The organism is Tepidiforma sp. (genome assembly GCF_026419595.1).
Lineage (GTDB): Bacteria > Chloroflexota > Dehalococcoidia > Tepidiformales > Tepidiformaceae > Tepidiforma.
The window spans coordinates 18,956-36,961 of the sequence record NZ_JANZZD010000006.1 but is presented as its reverse complement, the minus strand read 5'-3'; the positions used below and the strand labels follow the sequence as shown (position 1 = coordinate 36,961).

Sequence of the window (18,006 nt, the reverse complement as noted above, 5' to 3'; positions counted from 1 at the left end):
CCCCGGCGCCTGAACGCCGAACCGCAGGTGTCGTCGAGCCTAGACCTCGACGACCTCCAGCCCCCACACGGGCCGGAACCGCCACGTCCGGATGCCCGCCACCGAAATCTTGTGCTTCTTCAGCAGCTTCTTCGTCTCCGGCACCGTCCCGGCAGGCACGTACAGGTAGAGCGGCCCGATCTTCGACATCGGCAGCCAGTCGTTCACCGCCGACTCATCGGTCAGCGTGTCCGGCATCTCCACCTCGGCCATCATCCGCAGGAAGAGGCCCGGCTTGTGCACCACCACGATGTCCGGCACCAGCTCCCGGCCGTTCGCTTCCCCCACCGCGAGCCGCGGCTTCGGGACGTTCACGATCGTCTCGTAATCCGGGAACTCGTCGTTCGGGTACGGGAACTTCACCTTCGCGATTTCAGCCACCGTCCCCTGGTGGCGAAGCTGGCTGAGCTGCTTCACGGTCACGCGAACACGTCCTCCGCAGTGGCGCTGCGAACGATTCTACGGGCGCTCCCCGGCTGGGTCGAACCTCCGCCGCCCCTCACTCACGGGCCCGCGGCCGCGACCTCCGGCCGCACCAGCGGACGGAACTGCTCGAAGTTCGCCGCGAACCGCTCCGCCAGCCCGCGGTACACCCGGTCGTACTCCTCCGGGTCCGCCCACATCGCCCGCGGGTCCAGCAGCTTCGAATCCACTCCAGGGCAGCGCAGCGGCACCTCGAAGCCGAACACCGGGTCCTTCCGGAACTCCACCCCGTTCAGCGCGTCGTTCAGCACCGCCCGCACCATCTTCCGCGTCTCCTGGATCGCGATCCGCTTCCCGACGCCGTACTTCCCGCCCGTCCAGCCGGTGTTGATGAGCCAGGTCTGCGCTCCCGTCATCCGCAGCCGCTGCTCCAGCAGGTCGGCGTACACCGTCGGGTTCAGCGCCATGAATGGCGCGCCGTAGCACGGGCTGAACGTCACCTCCGGGTCCTTCAGCCCCACTTCCGTCCCCGCCAGCTTGCAGGTGTAGCCGCTCAGGAAGTGGTAGAGCGCCTGCTCCGGCGTCAGCCGCGCCACCGGCGGCATCACCCCGAACGCATCGGCCGTCAGCAGGATGACGTGCGCCGGGTGCGGCGCAACCGGCTCGAGGTAGACGTGCTTCAGCGACCCGAGCGGGTAGCTGCCCCGCGTGTTCTCCGTGATGCTGTCGTCGTCGAGGTCCACCTCGCGCGTGTCTTCATCGAAGATCACGTTCTCGAGGATCGTCCCGAACTCATGCGTCTGCTCGAAGATATCCGGCTCCGCTTCCTTCGAAAGCCGGATCGTCTTCGCGTAGCAGCCGCCTTCGATGTTGAAAATCCCCCGCTCCGTCCACGCGTGCTCGTCGTCGCCGACCAGCAGCCGCTCCGGGTCCGTGCTCAGCGTCGTCTTCCCCGTGCCCGAAAGCCCGAAGAACAGCGCCGACTTCCCCGTCCGCGGGTCCACGTTCGCCGCCGAATGCAGCGAAAGCGTCCCCTCCAGCGGCAGGTAGTAGTTCATCGCCGTGAAGACGGCCTTCTTCATCTCGCCGGCGTACGCCGTCCCCGCGATGAGGATGATGCCCTCTGTCAGGTTCAGCGCCACGACCGCGTCGCTCCGCACCCCGTCGGCTTCGCCCTCGAGCTGCAGGAACGGGCAGTGGATGATCGTGATGTCCGCCCGCTCATCGATCGGCCGCTTCTCCGACGGGATGAACATCGTCCGCGCGAACAGCGAGTGGTACGCCTGCTCGGTGATCACCCGCACCGTCTTCCGGTGCGCCGGGTCCTGCGAGACCACCGTGTCCTGCACGAAGATCTCGCGCCCGCCGAGGTACTGCATCGCCTTCGCCAGCAGCCGCTCGAACGTATCCACCGGCAGCGGCTGGTTGTGCTTGCCCCACCACACGTGCTCCGAAATCTCCGGCGTCTTCACCACGAACTTGTCCTGCGGGCTCCGGCCCGTCCGTTCGCCGCTGAAGACGGCAAAGGTCCCGCCCTGCAGGAGCTTCCCTTCCCGCCGCCGGACCGCGTATTCGTACAGGACCGGGACGCTCAGGTTGTGGTGAACCTCGGCAGCGCGCGCGATGATCGCGCTGCCCGCGTTGCTGGGTGCCGGGGAAATCGCCATGGCTGCTGCTTCCACACTCGTTCGCGAGGGTTGACCGGACCAGCCTAGCGGAAGCCTTCCGAAAAGTGAATAGCTGAACCTCGAGCTATAGCAGCTGCCGATGCTTCGGCCGGGCGAGCCGTATCGCTCCGCGCGCTACGCCGCCCGCACCCCGGCCGGCTCGCCCGTCACCAGCTCCATCAACGCGTCCACCTGCTTCATCAGCCCCGCGAAATCCGGCGAAGGAATCCGCTGCGTCCCCGGTTCCGGCGGCAGCACATACCCGGGCAGCAGCCCGTTCGCGACCACGTACCGGTCCGCCATCGCCACGCACCCCGCCAGCGTGAGCGGCGAATCCAGCGGCTCATGATGCCGCCCGATCGCCTCGCAAATCGGCTCCGGCAGCTTCCACTTCCGCGCCAGCAGGGCGCCTGCGGCCGCGTGGTCGAACCCCAGCTCCGCCTCCACGTCCTCCAGCGTCCGCTCTTCTGCCATCGCCCGCGCCACGGCCTGGTCCACCAGCGCCGGGTCGCGGTAGAAGAGCGCCAGCCGCCCCATGTTGTGGACGATGCCCGCCGTGAACGCGCTCGGCACGTCCACCCGCCGCCCCTGCCCCGCGTACTCCGCCGCTTTGAACGCCACCGCGATCGAATGCCGCCAGAACACCTCGATCCGGAACAGCGCGTGCAGCGCGTCCGGCGCATACGCCCCGGCGATCGCCCCGCTGATGGCGAGGTTCCGCGCCTGCACGAACCCCAGCGTCACCAGCGCCTGCTGCACCGACGTGATCTCCCGCATCCGCCGGTACGCCGCCGAGTTCACGACCCGCAAAATCCGGCTGCTCAGCCCCGGGTCCGCCGAGACGACCAGCGCGAGGTCGGAGGCCGACGCCTTCGGGTCCTGCGCGACCTGCATCACCCGCAGCGCGACCGCCGGCAGCGGCGGCAGCGCCTCGATCGCCGCGACGATATCGATCCCGGCCGGCTGGCTCTCATCCATGGCGCGCCCCTCCTCCGCGAAGGCGTTCTCGCCACAGTGTCGCCCCGGCCATCCGCCGCGGTCATCGGGGACTCCCCCGCTTTCCCCGGCGGGGCTTCCCCGACCCGGCCCTAGAGCGGGATGTTCCCGTGCTTCTTCGGCGGGTTCCGGTCCGCCTTGTTCTGCAGCATCTCCAGCGCGCGGATGATCTTCGCCCGCGTCTGCCGCGGGTCGATGACGTCATCGATGTAGCCGCGCCCGGCCGGGATGTACGGGTTCGCGAATTTCTCCCGGTACTCCTCGATGAGCTCCTTCCGCCGCGCCTCCGGGTCCGGTGCATTCGCGATTTCGTCCCGGTAGACGATGTTCGCCGCCCCGTCCGGGCCCATCACCGCGATCTCGCCCGTCGGCCACGCGAAGTTCATGTCCCCGCGCAGGTGCTTCGACGACATGACCACGTACGCCCCGCCGTAGGCCTTCCGCAGCACCACGGCGACCTTCGGCACCGTCGCCTCGCTGTAGGCGTACAGCAGCTTCGCGCCGTGCGTGATGATGCCGTTGTACTCCTGCGACGTCCCCGGCAGGTATCCGGGCACGTCCACCAGCGTCACCAGCGGGATGTTGAAGCAGTCGCAGAACCGCACGAACCGCGCCGCCTTCCGGCTCGCGTTGATGTCGAGCGAGCCCGCGAGGTGAATCGGCTGGTTCGCCACGAACCCGACGCTCCGGCCGCCCATCCGCCCGAAGCCGACCACGATGTTCGGCGCGAACGCCTCCTGCACCTCCATGAAATCCCCGTCGTCCACGATCCGCACGATGACGTCCCGCACGTCGTACGGCCGGTTCGGCTCCGCCGGCACGATCGTCAGCAGGTCCTCCTCCGCCCGGTTCACGTCATCGTTCGTCGGCACGAACGGCGGGTCTTCGGCGTTGTTCGAAGGCAGGAACGAGAGCAGCCGCCGCACCTCGGCCAGCGTCGCCTCCTCGCCCGCGATGGCGAAGTGCGCCACGCCGCTCCGCGTCGCGTGGACATCCGCGCCGCCGAGCGTCTCCTGCGTCACCTCTTCGCCCGTCACCGACTTCACCACGTCCGGCCCGGTGATGAACATGTAGCTCGAGCCCTCGGCCATGAACACGAAGTCCGTGATGGCCGGGCTGTAGACGGCGCCGCCTGCGCACGGCCCCATGATGACGCTGATCTGCGGCACGACGCCGCTCGCCAGCGTGTTCATCGCGAAGATTTCGCCGAAGCCCCGCAGGCTCTCCGGCCCGTCCTGGATGCGCGCCCCGCCCGAGTCCTGGATCCCGATGATCGGCGCCCCCGTCATCATCGCGAGGTCCATCACCTTGAGGATCTTCTCCGCGACCGCCTCGCTGAGGGAGCCCCCCGCCACCGTGAAGTCGTACGAGAACACGTAGACCGGCCGGCCTTCGACCTTCCCCCAGCCGGTGACCACCGCCTCCACGTTGCCGCCCGCCAGCGACCCGCGCGGCCGCATCAGCATGTCCAGCTCTTCGAACGTCCCGGGGTCCAGCAGGAGGTCGATGCGCTCCCGCGCCGTCAGCTTCCCGCGCGCATGCTGCGCCTCGATCCGCTTCTCGCCGCCGCCCAGCGCGGCGGCTTCCTTCAGGGCGATCAACTGCTGGAGCTTCTGCTCAGCGGTCAACTGGTCGGTCATCCTGGCCTCGGTAGGTAGGGGAATTCGGCCCGCCCTGCCCGTCGCAGCCGGGCGCAGGCCGCCACCGCCGAAGATAGCATCCTCCGCCCTCCCGGGCGATTCACGAATCCGCGGCCGCCCCTGCCGGTGCCGGCTCGGACCAGAACCTGCCGTTCTCCCGCGCGTTCCGCCCCGGCCGCCGCGGCCCCTCCGCCAGGATGCGCACCACTTCCGACCACGCGCTCGCGAACCCCAGCGGCGCACCCAGCCGCGCCTCCGCCTCCTCCACCGTCATCGAGTCGAGGAACTTCTCGCCGAAGAAGTCGAGGCTCGGCCGCGGCAGGATGTAGCAGTCCGGCGGCCCGTCCCGGCGCACTTGCTCCACATAATCCGCGCCGCAGACCAGCCCGCTCACGTTCACCCGCTCGCCGAACACCCGGTTCGTCACTCCCCGCACCTCGACCTCCGCCCCCGTCAGCTCCGAAAACTCCCGCGCGATGCCGGCCAGCGTCGGCGCCATCAGCCGCGCCGTCCCCACCACCGCCCGCCGCCCGGCCACGCCCGCCGGCACGCCCCGCTCCCGCAGCCGGCGCCGGGTCCGCGTCCAGTCGTCCAGCAGCTTCCGCACCATCCCGATGCCGTTTTCGTACTGCGGGAACCCGTCGTACGCCCGCGCCGGCGGCACCGGCAGCCCCGACGTCACGTAGTACTCGTCGCTGCACTGCGCGATCGTCGCCCCGTACCGCCTCCGGAACTCCCGCTGGAACGGCCGGATCAGCTCGATGACCTCCCGCGCGTACGCCGGCGTCGGCCGCGCCAGCGGGATGCCGTCCCGCTCCAGCGCCCATTCTTCCAGCCGCGGGCTCGCGCCCACCGGCACGACGCTGATGGTCAGCACCGTCGGGTACAGTGCGCCGAGGTCGGCAATCGACCGCTGCAGGTGTTCGCCGTCGTTCACCCCCGGGCAGAGCACGATCTGCGTATGTGCCTGGATGCCGAGCTCTCCCAGCCGCCGGAGCTGCGCGATGATGTCCGGCGCCTCCGGGTTCGCCAGCATCCGCCGCCGCAGCGCCAGCTCCGTCGCATGTACCGAGACGTTGAGGGGGCTCAGCCGCTGCTCCTCCAGCCGCGCCCAGTCCTCCTCCGTCAGGTTCGTCAACGTCACGAAGTTCCCGTGGAGGAACGAGAGCCGGTAGTCGTCGTCCTTCACGTACAGGGTCTTCCGCATCCCCTTCGGCAGCCCCTTCAGGAAGCAGAAGAAACAGTTGTTATTACAGAGGATGACGTCGTCCCACGTGGCCCGCTCGAACTCCCACCCGATGTCCTCGTCGATCGCCTTTTCGAACACGATCAGGTCGTCGAGCCCGTTCGCCTTCCGGACGAGCACTTCGACCTCCGGTTCGGCAGCGTAGAACTGGACGTCGACCACGTCGCGCGGCGCCCGCCCGTTGACCCGCACTACGGCGTCGCCCGGCTCGAGCCCGGCGAGGTCCGCCAGCGAGCCCGGCCGCACGCCGCTGATGACGCCCGGCGCCGGTTCGTTCCGCATGCGTTCGATTATGGCACGGGGGCGCTCAGCGCCCGGCGCCCGCTGCTCCCACCAGCTCCCGGATCCGGGCCTCCACCGCATCCACCGAGAAATCCGGCGTCGAAGCCCCGGCCGTCAGCCCGATGCGCTCGACCCCGTCGAACCAGCCCGCCTCCAGCTCCTCGGGCCCTTCGATGTGGTACGCGCGCGTCCCCTGCTCCTCCGCCACTTCCCGCAGGTGCCGCGTGTTCGCGCTTTTCTTCCCGCCGACGACGATCATCACGTCGACCTGCTTCGCCAGCGCTGCGGCCGCCTCTTGCTGGCCCGTCGTGGCGTGGCAGAGCGTGTTCACCACGTGCAGCTCGAAGTTGTAATCCCGCCGCAGCAGCATCAGGTTTGCCACGAACTGGGCGAAGTCCTCCATCTTGTGGGTCGTCTGCGCCATCACCCCGATTTTGTTCGGGAACCCGCCCGGGAACTCGTCGACCAGCCGGCGCAGGCTGGCGAGGTCCGATTGCGGCACGACCGTCGCGTTCGGCGAACCGTCCGGGCCGTTCGTCCAGCCGAGGATGCCGCGTACTTCCTTGTGCCCCGGGTCACCGAAAATCAGCACGTGCCAGCCTTCGCGGGCGAACTTCTGCCCGTACCGCTGCGCCCGCGTGACGATCGGGCAGGTCGTATCGATGATCTCCAGTCCGCTCGCCGCCAGCTCCTTCACCACCCGCTCGCCGACCCCGTGGGCGGTAATCGCCACCCGGCCCTGCTTCACGCGCTCAGCCGTCGCTTTGCCGATGTCCCCATCCACCTCGTCCGGGCCCGGCAGCTGGACCACCCCGCTCTGCTCGAGGGACCGCACCACGTGCGGGTTGTGGACGATTTCGCCGACGCTGAAGACCGGCCGCTCAGGCGACGCCTCGGCTTCCATGATCTGCACGGCGCGGCGCACGCCCATGCAGAACCCCATGTCACTCGCGCGGATGATCTGGACCATCGTGCTCCTGCGGCGCACCGCCGCCACTCCCAGTATAGGGAGCCACGTACTCCGGCGGTAAGAGCGCCTTGATGGCCTCGAAAATCCGCTCCGTCAGGGCGCTCACCTGCTCCTCCGTCGGCCGCTTCACCGCCTCGACCCGGATCGGCTCGCCAATCGTCACCGTAAACCGCGGCCGCCGCAGCACGACCAGCGGATTCCGGAACCGCTCCGTCCCGGTCACCGCGCAGGGGAGCACCGGCACCCCGGTCCGCAGCGCGATGAGCGCCGTCCCCGGGTGCGGCTTGCCGAGGTAGCCCGTGCGCGACCGCGTCCCCTCCGGGAACATCCCCAGCACGCCCCCGTGGCGCAAAATCCGCTCCGCGTTCAGCATCGCCCCGAGGTCGGCTTCGAACCGCCGCACCGGGAACGCGCCCCACAGCCGCGGGATCACCCCGAACGGGTAGCGGAACAGCTCGATCTTCGCCATCCACCGGATGCGCCGCTTCGCCACCCCCGCCCCCACGATCGGCGGGTCCGCGTTGTTCAGGTGGTTCGAGACCACGATCAGCCCGCCTTCGAGCGGCACGTGCTCCCGGCCCCGCACCTCCCAGCGCGTCACCAGCCAGAGCGCCCCGCGCAGGGCGTACGTGCACCCCCAGTAGAACGCCGGCACGAACCACTCCCACCGCGGCCGCGGCAGCTTCAGTTGCATCCCAGCAGCTCCAGCGCGTAGCGGATCACGTCCTCCAGCGAGAGGTCCGTCGTATCGATGACGACCGCGTCCTCGGCCGGCCGCAGCGGGCTCGCCGCCCGCGAACTGTCCAGCCGGTCCCGCTGTTCGATGTCCCGGCGCGCCTCCGCCGCCTCCTGCGCCATTCCCCACTGCCGCGCCTGCAGGCTCCGCCGCGCCGCCCGCGCCTCGGGCGAGGCTTCGAGGAACAGCTTCACCGGCGCATCCGGCAGCACGACCGTGCCGATGTCCCGCCCCGCGAGAATCGCCGGCCCGCGCGCTGCAATCGCCCGCTGCGCCGCCACCATCGCCGCCCGCACCGACGGCAGGGCGCTGTAAGCGCTCACGTGGTGCTCCACCTCCGGCTCGCGCAGCCGTCCCGTCACGTCACGCCCACCGACGAGGATGCGCGTCTCCGTTCCCGCCTCGGCGCGGATATCCAGCGACCGCGCGAACGCGCCTGCCGCCTCGTCTTCCGGGGGCACTCCTGCCTCCAGCGCGGCCAGCGTCACCGCCCGGTACATCAGCCCGGTATCGAGGAAGAGGAACCCGAAGCGCTCCGCCAGCGCCATCCCGAGCGAACTCTTGCCCGAGGCCGCCGGCCCGTCGATCGCAATCGGCCAGGGGACGCAGCCATCCTGTGTCATCGCCGCGATGGTACGCGACCCTTCCGTTCCGGCCCATCGCCGCCGGCGGCGGCCGCCCGTCCCGCCCGGTAGAGCGCCGCCACCTCCTCCGCCGTCAGCTCCCGGAACGCCCCGCTTCCGAGGTTCCCCAGCCGCAGCGGCCCCACCCGCAGCCGCCGCAGCAGCACCACCTTCCGCCCCAGCGCTCCCAGCATCCGCCGGATCTCGCGGTTCTTCCCCTGCCGCAGCGTCACCAGCAGCCACGCCCCCGCACCCCCGCCCGGCTCGGCGTCCGCCGGGGGCTCGACCAGCCGAACCGCCGCCGCCCGCAGCCGCTCGCCATCGACCTCGATCCCGCGCACCATCCGCTCCAGGTCACGCTGCGACGGCGCGGCATCGACGCCCACCAGGTATTCCTTTTCTACTTCGTACTTCGGGTGCGTCAGCAGGTCCGTCAGGTGCCCGTCGTTCGTGATGATGACGAGCCCCTCGCTGTCCATATCGAGCCGCCCCACCGGGTGGAGCTGCACGTCGCCTATCGGCACGAGGTCGAGCACCGTCTCCCGGCCCCGGTCGTCCCGCGCCGTCGTCACGAACCCCCGCGGCTTGTTCAGCGCGAAGTACCGGTAGCGGTCCCGCCGCACCGGCTCCCCGTCCACGAGGATGTCGTCCGTTTCCGGGTCCGCCCGCGCGCCGAGCGTCGTCACCGGCTGGCCGTTCACTTGCACCCGCCCGGCGAGGATCAGCTCCTCCGCCTGCCGGCGCGATGCCACGCCCGCGTTCGAAAGGATCTTCTGCAGCCGTTTCAGCGCCACGTCTCCACTCCACACCCTCGCCCCCGCGCGCGCAACCCGCGCGGCCGCGCCCGGCTACCGCGCGATGAGCGGCGCCGCGCCGAGGTGGGCCCCCGCATCCACGATGAGCAGCTCCCCGGTGACCAGGTCCGCCCCTTCGATGAACCAGACCGCCGCCTGCGCCATGTCCTCCGGTGTCCCGGCCTTCCGCAGCGGCGTCGTCCGCTCCTGCTGCGCCAGCGCCGCCTCGTAGGCCGCGTCGCCGAGGCCGCCGCGCAGCCACCGTCCCTGGATGAACCCCGGGCAGATCGCGTTCACCCGGATCTCCGGCCCGAGCGCCCGCGCCAGCGAGAGCGTCATCGTGTTCAGCGCTCCCTTGGAGGCCGCATACGCGATCGAACTGCCGATGCCCATCACCCCCGCGATCGACGAGATGTTCACGACCGCGCCGCGGCCCTGCAGCTTCATCTGCGGCGCCACCGCCCGCGTCATCTGGTACGGCCCGATGACGTTCACCGCGTAGATCCGCTGGAAGTCCTCCGCCGTCAGCCCCTCGAGGTCCGTGTGGTTCACGAACTTCGTCGCCCCGGCGTTGTTGATCAGCCCATCGATGCGGCCCCAGCGGTCGATGGCCGCCTGCGCCATCCGCCGGCAGTCCGCATCGTTGGCGACGTCCGCCTGCACGAGCAGCGTCTCGGCGCCGAGCGCCTCGCAGGCCGCCTGCGTTTCGCGCGCCTCGGCCTCCGACTTCGTGTAGTTGATGACGACGTTGCAGCCCTTGCTGGCGAGCAGCTTTGCGCAGGCCGCGCCCACGCCCGTCGCCGAGCCGGTCACGATGACCACGCCCCCGCGGATATCCATCGCCGAAGACCTCCTCGCCGGGCCGCATCGCCCGCGCCCGGCCGCCGCAGTCTACCCCGCTCCTCCCGCCCCGGTGAAGCCGGCCAGCCTGAAGACAATTCGGGCCGCAAGCAACATAAGCGAGCGACCAGTGTGAATATTTTCCCCGCACCCCTTTACGCCCCTCCCCACCCTCACCACAATCCCGCGCCATGAAGCGCAGAGCGGGGCCCGGGCGGCGCGTCGCCTCCGCATCCCTTCTCTCCGCCGCGTTCGCCGTCGCCATCACCCTCCTCGCAGCCTCGTCTCCGCCGGCAAGAGCCTCCGACAACCTCCTCGAAAACCCCTCCTTCGCGCCGCCCGTCGAAGACGCGTGGGGCCTCTCTCTGCTCGAAGAAACCCCGGACGGCCTTCGCCTCGGCAGCACCCTCGCCTTCTTCTCCCAGTACGTCCCCGCTTCGCCCGGGAACCGCTACGACGCCCGCATCACCCTCGCAGCCTCGGCGACCCTCTCTGCCCAGCTCCGGGTCGAATTCTGGAACACCACCGGCCCCATCAGCGCGGCCACCGTCATCAGCCCGGTCACCATGGTCGGTGAGATACCCGTCGTGCTTACGACGGCCAGCCCCTCGGCGCCGCCCGGCACGCAGCTCGCCGCCTTCATCGTCGAAGTCCGCGGCAGCACTGGCGCCATCGTCCGGCCCTCAGGCGCCTCGCTCGTCGAGTCGGCCGGCAATCCAACCCCCGCGCCCACGGCGACGCCGACGAGCAACCCAAGCCCGACGTCTCAGCCACCCGGCGGGGCCGGCGACTCCGGAGGCGCGACGGACGCCACCCGCACGCCGACCCCGACGCGCACCCCGACGCCAACCCGCACGCCCACGCCGACGAAAACCCCGACGCCGCCGCGCGCCAGCACCCCCGCGCGCACCCCGACCATGCCGCCAACCGCTACGCCGACCCTTCCGCCCGGTTCCGCCAGCGGCGGCCTCCTCCGCAACGGCGATTTCGAAGTCGTCCAGTCCGGCCGCCCGGCCTACTGGTCGAAGGTTGGCGGCGAACTCCGCGCCTCCGGCGACGCCCACGAAGGCCGCTACGCCGCCTGCCTCGATTCCGATACCTCCTCCACGAAGTGGCTCTACCAGGTCGTGCCCGTCGAACCCGGTCAATGGTACGAAGCCCGCGCCTGGGCCAGCGCCAGCGGCGGCGAGGCCTTCCTCCGCATCACCTGGTACGCCTCCGCCGACGGCAGCGGCTCCGGCGCCGACCAGGCCGATGGCGAACCCGTCTCCGGCGGCTGGGCGCCTCTCGCCGCCGGCCCGTTCCGCGCCCCGGTCGATGCCCGCTCGGCCCGTGTGCGCCTCATGCTCCGCCCATCCGGCACCGCCACGGCCTGCTTCGATGACGCCTGGTTCGACGCCGTCGACGCGCCTCCCCCTACGCCGACGCCTGCGCCGAAACCGTCGCCGTCCTCCGCTGCCGGCTCGAGCGCCCCCGCCTCAGCCGCCTCGCCCGCCCCGACGCGCGCCGCTTCGGCCGGCAGCAGTTCGCCCCGCCCTTCCGCCGCGCCGGCCGCGCCGTCAGCCGGGAACCCCGCAGCCCTCCGTATTTCCGAAATCATGAGCGACCCGCCCGAGCCCGGCCGCGATGCCCCCTTCGAATGGGTCGAAATCGTCAACACCGGTGCCGAACCCGTCGACCTCGCCGGCTGGGTCATCGCCGATGCCTCCGCCAGCGACACCCTGCCGGCCGCCGTCATCCCGCCCGGCGGCTACGCCGTCATCGCCGGCGCCTCGGCCGTGCTCCCGGCCGACGTCCCCGTCGTCCGCGTTCCCGATGGCGAAATCGGGAATGGCCTCGGCAACACCGGCGATCTCCTCCGCCTCCGCGACCCCGCCGGGCGCACCGTCGACGAAGTCTCCTTCGGCACCCGCACGGACGTGTTCGACCCGCCGCCGACGGCGCCCGAAGCTGGCGAAACCATCGGCCTCCGCGACTCCGCCGCCGAGCCAGCTCCCGAGAACTGGGCCGTCACCCTCCGCCCGACGCCGGGCCAGCCCAACGTCTTCGCCGCCGCCGTCGAAACCGCCGTCGCCGGCGCATCGGCCGCGGGCGCGTCCCCTCAGGCGTCCCGCGCCGGCGCGACCCTCCAGGTCGAAGAAGGCGGCGACGGCGGCTCCGTCGTCCCCTGGATGGTCCTCGGCGGCCTCGCCGGCATCAGCGTCGGCATGCTCGGCGCCGCCATCGCCCGCGCAGTCAAGCGGGCGCGCGAACGCCGCGGCCGCCGGAAGCCCCGCTCCTGACGCCCTCCCCCGGCCCCGTTCGCCCCTGCTACACTCCCGCCATCCAGCCCCGGAGGCCCGACGATGGCAGCGCTCGACGGCCTGAAAGTCCTCGACCTCACCCAGTACGAAGCCGGCACGACCTGCACCCAGTACCTCGCCTGGCTCGGCGCCGAGGTCATCAAAATCGAGCGCCCCGGCATCGGCGACCCTGGCCGCAACGTGGCCGGCAAAGGCCGCGATTCCTACTACTTCCTTTCGTTCAATAACAACAAGAAGAGCGTCGCCATCGCCCTCGATACCCCCGAGGGCCGCGAACTCTTCCTCAGCCTCGTGCCCCGCTTCGACGTCGTGGTCGAAAACTTCACCCTCGGCACCATGGAGAAGCTCGGCCTCGGCTACGACGTCCTCTCCGCCATCAACCCCGGCATCATCTACGCCACCATCAAAGGCTTCGGCACGCACGGCCCCTACGCCGGGTACAAATGCTTCGACATGGTTGCCCAGGCCGCGGGCGGTGCCTTCAGCGTCACCGGCGACCCGGAAGGTCCGCCCATGCGCCCCGGCGCCACCTTCGGCGACACCGGCTCCGGCGTGCACACCGCCCTCGGCATCCTCGCGGCGTACATCCAGCGGCAGCGCACCGGCCGCGGCCAGGTCGTCGAAATCGCCATGCAGGAAGTAATCGCCAACTTCATGCGCGAGCCGATGTCCCAGCGCGAATGGCGCTCCAGCCCCATCCAGCGCCGCGGCAACCGCACCGTCGTCCCCACCGACCTCTACCCCTGCGCCCCGGGCGGCCCGAACGACTACATCTACATCATGGTCGTTACCACCCGCATGTGGGACGCCCTCATCGCCGCCATCGATATGCCCGAGCTCGGCATGGACCCGCGCTTCGCCACCGTCCGCGACCGCCACGCCCACGGCGACGAGCTCTGGGAGTACATCGCCAGCTGGACGCGCCAGCGCACCAAGTTCGAAGCCATGGAGCACCTCGCCGCCGCCGGCGTCCCCTGCAGCGCCGTCTTCGATACCGAAGACCTCCTCGCCAACCGCCACCTCCGCGCCCGCAACATGGTCCGCACCATCCAGCACCCCACCGTCGGCGAATTCCAGCTCCTCGCCCCGCCCATCCACCTCAGCGACTCCGAGGTCGAACTCCAGCGCGCGCCGCTTCTCGGCGAACACACCGCCGGCGTCCTCGCCGCCGAGCTCGGCCTCACCGAAGCCGACCTCGCCGACCTCGCGGCCCGCGGCGTCATCGGCCTCCACGACCCGGCCCATGCGCCGGCCTAACCAGTTGATTGTCTAACTTTTCAGAAAAACCCTAATAGTTCCATCCCGCCCCGGGTCGATAATCTGCCCCAGAGGGAACCCGTTCGCTGGGGCCGCCGCGTGGCCATTCGCGACCTGCGCAGCCTGTTCGTCCTCGCGCACTCGCTCGCCCACGACATCTCCGAGGATGCGCTCGAGCTGGAAAACCGGCTCGCGCATCTCCGCTTCTACGCCGCTCAGGTTGGCGACGCAGGAATCAGCACGCTCGCGCACGTCGCTAGCGCGAGCGCCCTGGTCCCGCCAGTCGACCTTCACGCTCGGGTCGAACTCCGGACGGCGCTGTACGGAGCCCTCGAGGCGCTCGACCGCCTCTGCCTCCTGGTTCGCAGGCTGCATGAGCGTGAACAAGTCGACCCTGCGGTCATCGACCGCATGCGCCGCCACGCCGAAGAGCTGACTGCCGTCATCCGGGCCCTCATCGCGGAATGCAACCGGAGTTACGGCCTCCGCTCCGTCTGACCCTTCCCGCTCCCGCCTCCCTGCGCGAAGATCCCTCCCGTGACTGAATCCCTCGCCGGGAAGCTCCTCATCGCCTCCCTCTCCCTCGTCGACCCGAACTTCTTCCGCACCGTCGTCCTCGTCTGCATGCACGACGAGGACGGCGCCATGGGCCTCGTCCTCAACCACCCGCTCGAGCAGGCCCCCGTCGCCGACCATCTGCCGCAGTTTGCTGACCTCGCTGCCCCTCCCCCCGTCGTCTTCAAAGGCGGCCCCGTCGAACCGACCGCTGCCATCGCCCTCGGCCGCTTCCGGCCCGGCGCCGACCCGCCCAACCGCATCGTCGGCCGCGCCGCCCTCCTCGACCTCTCCCGCCCCCTCGAAGACTACCGCGCCGACCTCGAATCCGTCCGCGTCTTCGCCGGCTACGCCGGCTGGGGCGCCGGCCAGCTCGACCGCGAAATCGCCGAAGAAGCCTGGTTCGTCGTCCCCGCCCTCGAAGCCGACGCCTTCGACCCCGACGCCGCCACCCTCTGGCGCCGCGTCCTCCAGCGCCAGCCCGGCAAGCTCAAACTCTTCGCCTGGGCGCCCGCCGACCCCCGCGTCAACTGACCCGCGCCCCGGCGCCCGTTGACGCTGCGCCCCGCCCGGCGCACCCTGCGCCCATGAGCAGCGAACGCATCTCCTGGTTCCCCGTCCTCGAACGCGACCAGCTCTCCGAAGAAGCCCGCGCCCTCTTCGACCAGATGGAAGAGCGCATGGGCTTCGTCCCCAACGTCTTCCGCGCGCTCGCCTGGCGGGGCGACCGCATGCTCAAATGGTGGGCTCACTACCAGGCCGTCATGGAGCCGACCCCCGGCCTCGGCAAGGCCGAGCGCGAAATGATCGCCGTGGTCGTCTCCATGCAGAACCAGTGCCTCTACTGCCTCACCAGCCACGGCTTCGCCCTCCGCGCCATCCTCAAAGACCCCGTCCAGGGCGACCGCATCACGCTCGACTACCGCAAAGCCGGCCTCTCCGAAAAGCACATGGCGATGCTCGATTTCGCCGTCAAACTCACCCTCGACCCTGTCACCGTCACCGAAGACGACATCGATGAGCTCCGCGCCGTCGGCTTCAGCGATGAAGACTGCTGGGACATCGTCGAGGTCGCTTCCATGTTCAACTTCACCAACCGCCTCATGAGCGGCGCCGGCGTCCTCCCCAACCCCGAATACCACGGCCTCGCCCGCTGACATCGCGCCCGCGCCCGGGACGCAACGAAACGGGGGCCGGATTTCCGGCCCCCGTTCCTGTGATCGGTCTCGGGTCGCCCCGGCCCCGCTACTCGGGGATGAGCACCTTGTCGATGACGTGGATGACCCCGTTCGTCGCCTCGACGTCCGCCGTCGTCACCGTCGCATCGTCGACCATGACCTTGCCGTTCTCGACCTTGATGCGCAGCGTCGAACCCTCCACCGTCGTCGCCTGCGTCAGCGACGCCACCTGGTCCGAAGTCACCTTCCCGGCCACCACGTGGTAGGTCAACACCTTCGTCAGCTGGTCGCGGTCGGCCAGCAGGTCATCCAGCGTCCCCGCCGGCAGCGCCGCGAAGGCCTCATCCGTTGGCGCGAACACCGTGAACGGGCCGTCGCCCTTCAGCGTCTCCACCAGGCCGGCGGCTTCGAGGGCGCGCGCCAGCGTCGTGAAGTTCCCGGCGGCCGTCGCCACCTCGATGATATCCCCGCTCGCCGCAGCCGGCGGCGCCGTCGGGATGGGCGTCGGCGCTGCCTCGTCGTCGTCCCCTCCGCAGGCGACCATCGCCAGCGAAGCGAACGCCGCCCCCGCGAGCAGCAGCGCAGTGCGCCATCGAACGACCTTCATGAGAACCCCCTGGGTGTGAGCTTCCCGCCGCCGCTTCGGCCGGCAGGTACAGGGGGTACGAATGTCGCGTGCCAAATCGATCCCCGAACGAAAAGCCGCCTTTTCGCCCGCCTTACCCCGCCTTTCCGACCCCGGCCGCGGCTCGCGCCCTATACTTTTACCTGAGGAGGTTACTCAAAAGGTCGCCATGAACTTCCTGAAAACTACCATCCTGCTCGCTGCCCTCACCGGCCTGCTCGTCGCCGTCGGCGGCTTCATCGGCGGCACCGGCGGCGCCATCGTCTTCCTCATCTTCGCGGGCATCATGAACTTCTTCGCGTACTGGTTCAGCGACCGCGTGGCCCTCGCCATGGCTGGCGCCCGCGAAATCTCCGAGGCAGAGCATCCCCGGCTCTTCCAGATGGTCCGCGAAGTTGCCCGCGCGGCCGGCATGCCCATGCCCCGTGTCTACATCGTCGAAAACGCCTCGCCCAACGCCTTCGCCACCGGGCGCGACCCCAAGCACGCCGTCGTCGCCGTCACGACCGGCATCCTCCGCCTCCTCGATGAGCGCGAACTCCGGGCCGTCATCGGCCACGAAATGGGCCACGTCAAGAACCGCGACATCCTCACCAGCTCCATCGTCGCCACCATCGCCGGCGCCATCTCCATGATCGCGCAGGTGCTGATGTTCACCAGCCTCTTCGGCGGCGGCGACCGCGACCGCAACCCGCTCGTCGCCCTCGCCGTCATTCTCCTCGCGCCCATCGCCGCCACGCTCCTCCAGCTCGGCATCAGCCGCTCCCGCGAGTACGCCGCCGACGAAACCGGCGCCCGCGTCACCCGCGACCCGCTCGCCCTCGCCAGCGCCCTCGAAAAATTGAAGATGGGTATCGCCGCCATGCCGATGGAGCCTACCCCGGCGCAGGAGGCCGTCTCCGCCCTCTACATCGCCAACCCCTTCCGCGGCGAAGGCCTCGCCAACCTCTTCAGCACCCACCCGCCGCTGGACGAGCGCATCCGCCGCCTGCGCAACATGGCCGGCCGCATCTAGCCGCGCCTCCACTGTCCGAACGCTCCCGCGAGCCGCCCGCCCGGGCGGCTCGCAGCTTTCCGCGCGATGCGGCACCATCCCCGCCGTGGACCTCTTCGAATCTTCCGTCGCCTTCCCCGGTCCCGGCGGCCGGCCCATGCCCGCGTTCCTCGCCCTCCCCGCCGGCGCCGACGCCGCGCCGGTGCCCGGCGTCCTCGTCCTCCACGAAATCTTCGGCCTCAACGACGACATCCGCGCCCAGGCCCGCCGCGCCGCCAGCCTCGGCTACGCCGCCCTCGCGCCGGACCTCCTCGCCGCGCTCGGTCCGCGTCCCTTCTGCCTCGTCCGTGCCTTCCGCGACCTGGCCCGCGGCGAGGGCCGCGCCTTCGACGCGCTCGATGCCGCCCGCGCGTGGCTCGCCGCCCACCCCGCCGTCGATTCGAGCCGCCTGGGCATCCTCGGCTTCTGCATGGGCGGCTCCTTCGCCCTGCTCATGGCGGCCCGCGCACCCCTCCGCGCCGCCGCCGTCTTCTACGGCGCCGTCCCGAAGAGCCCTGCGGCGCTCGAAGGCGTCTGTCCCGTCGTCGCCGGCTACGGCGGCCGCGACCGCCTCTTCGCGCCGCAGGGCCGCCGCCTCCAGCAGCACCTCGCCGCACTCGACACGCCGCACGACGTCGTCATCTATCCCGCTGCCGGCCACTCCTTCATGAACCGCCACGACGGCGTCGCGGCCCGGCTCGGCGCCTGGGGCCCGATGAAGGTCGGCTACGACCCTGCCGCGGCCGAAGACAGCTGGCGCCGCATCGCCGCCTTCTTCGCTGAGCACCTGGGCAGCTGA

Annotated in this window: 18 protein-coding genes; 7 read left to right on the top strand and 11 right to left on the bottom strand. The window is 70.5% G+C overall.

All coding sequences use genetic code 11. The annotated features are described in order from the left end of the window. Positions 1-39 precede the first annotated feature (39 nt). The 10 genes from N2041_RS04925 to N2041_RS04880 form a co-directional block, all read right to left on the bottom strand. Entirely contained in the window at positions 40-462 is a 423-nt protein-coding gene (locus N2041_RS04925) for a hypothetical protein (protein WP_297676414.1), read from the bottom strand. Between the two features lie 80 nt (positions 463-542). Then, positions 543-2,129, bottom strand: a complete 1,587-nt coding sequence (gene pckA, locus N2041_RS04920; protein WP_297676412.1) for a phosphoenolpyruvate carboxykinase (ATP) — start codon at positions 2,127-2,129, stop codon at positions 543-545. 135 nt (positions 2,130-2,264) lie between these two features. Beyond that, the gene (locus N2041_RS04915) at positions 2,265-3,107 is read right to left on the bottom strand and encodes an HDOD domain-containing protein (RefSeq protein WP_297676410.1); all 843 of its coding nucleotides are present in this window, start codon (positions 3,105-3,107) and stop codon (positions 2,265-2,267) included. A gap of 110 nt (positions 3,108-3,217) precedes the next feature. Further along, a complete protein-coding gene (locus tag N2041_RS04910) occupies positions 3,218-4,765 on the bottom strand; it encodes an acyl-CoA carboxylase subunit beta (RefSeq protein WP_297676408.1) in 1,548 nt (515 codons plus the stop codon). Positions 4,766-4,865: 100 nt separating this feature from the next. Continuing rightward, positions 4,866-6,293, bottom strand: a complete 1,428-nt coding sequence (locus N2041_RS04905) for a DUF512 domain-containing protein (protein ID WP_297676406.1) — start codon at positions 6,291-6,293, stop codon at positions 4,866-4,868. Between the two features lie 25 nt (positions 6,294-6,318). Then, a complete protein-coding gene (gene ispH / locus N2041_RS04900; RefSeq protein ID WP_297676404.1) occupies positions 6,319-7,263 on the bottom strand; it encodes a 4-hydroxy-3-methylbut-2-enyl diphosphate reductase in 945 nt (314 codons plus the stop codon). Continuing rightward, a complete protein-coding gene (locus N2041_RS04895) occupies positions 7,238-7,957 on the bottom strand; it encodes a 1-acyl-sn-glycerol-3-phosphate acyltransferase (protein ID WP_297676402.1) in 720 nt (239 codons plus the stop codon). Before N2041_RS04895 ends, ispH begins: the two co-directional genes overlap by 26 nt. Further along, positions 7,948-8,622 carry a (d)CMP kinase gene (gene cmk, locus N2041_RS04890; protein ID WP_297676400.1) on the bottom strand — a complete coding sequence of 225 codons (675 nt, stop codon included), beginning with the start codon at positions 8,620-8,622 and terminating at the stop codon, positions 7,948-7,950. The genes N2041_RS04895 and cmk overlap by 10 nt, the downstream gene beginning before the upstream one ends. Continuing rightward, a complete protein-coding gene (locus tag N2041_RS04885; RefSeq protein WP_297676398.1) occupies positions 8,619-9,416 on the bottom strand; it encodes a pseudouridine synthase in 798 nt (265 codons plus the stop codon). Before N2041_RS04885 ends, cmk begins: the two co-directional genes overlap by 4 nt. Before the next feature lie 54 nt (positions 9,417-9,470). Then, positions 9,471-10,256 (bottom strand): SDR family NAD(P)-dependent oxidoreductase, encoded by a 786-nt coding sequence (locus N2041_RS04880; protein WP_297676396.1) that lies wholly within the window; start codon positions 10,254-10,256, stop codon positions 9,471-9,473. Positions 10,257-10,447: 191 nt separating this feature from the next. Between N2041_RS04880 and N2041_RS04875 the strand changes: the two genes are divergently transcribed. From N2041_RS04875 to N2041_RS04855, 5 genes are all read left to right on the top strand, one after another. Then, the gene (locus N2041_RS04875) at positions 10,448-12,538 is read left to right on the top strand and encodes a lamin tail domain-containing protein (RefSeq protein ID WP_297676379.1); all 2,091 of its coding nucleotides are present in this window, start codon (positions 10,448-10,450) and stop codon (positions 12,536-12,538) included. 63 nt (positions 12,539-12,601) lie between these two features. After that, positions 12,602-13,816 (top strand): CaiB/BaiF CoA-transferase family protein, encoded by a 1,215-nt coding sequence (locus N2041_RS04870; RefSeq protein ID WP_297676377.1) that lies wholly within the window; start codon positions 12,602-12,604, stop codon positions 13,814-13,816. Between the two features lie 99 nt (positions 13,817-13,915). Further along, positions 13,916-14,314, top strand: coding sequence for a hypothetical protein (locus N2041_RS04865; protein ID WP_297676375.1), 399 nt, complete (start codon positions 13,916-13,918; stop codon positions 14,312-14,314). A 39-nt stretch (positions 14,315-14,353) separates the two neighbouring features. Next, complete coding sequence (locus N2041_RS04860) at positions 14,354-14,905, top strand: YqgE/AlgH family protein (protein ID WP_297676373.1); 552 nt, start codon at positions 14,354-14,356, stop codon at positions 14,903-14,905. A gap of 53 nt (positions 14,906-14,958) precedes the next feature. Further along, entirely contained in the window at positions 14,959-15,528 is a 570-nt protein-coding gene (locus N2041_RS04855; protein ID WP_297676371.1) for a peroxidase-related enzyme, read from the top strand. An 88-nt stretch (positions 15,529-15,616) separates the two neighbouring features. Here N2041_RS04855 and N2041_RS04850 read toward each other — a convergent pair whose 3' ends face one another. Next, positions 15,617-16,156 (bottom strand): fasciclin domain-containing protein, encoded by a 540-nt coding sequence (locus N2041_RS04850; protein WP_297676369.1) that lies wholly within the window; start codon positions 16,154-16,156, stop codon positions 15,617-15,619. A gap of 187 nt (positions 16,157-16,343) precedes the next feature. On the opposite strand from N2041_RS04850, the gene N2041_RS04845 reads away from it, so the two are divergent. Together N2041_RS04845 and N2041_RS04840 are read left to right on the top strand one after the other, a co-directional pair. Further along, positions 16,344-17,189: a zinc metalloprotease HtpX gene (locus tag N2041_RS04845; RefSeq protein WP_297676366.1), complete on the top strand. Its 846-nt coding sequence runs from the start codon at positions 16,344-16,346 to the stop codon at positions 17,187-17,189. A gap of 85 nt (positions 17,190-17,274) precedes the next feature. Continuing rightward, on the top strand, positions 17,275-18,006 hold the full coding sequence (locus N2041_RS04840; protein WP_297676364.1) for a dienelactone hydrolase family protein: 732 nt from the start codon (positions 17,275-17,277) through the stop codon (positions 18,004-18,006).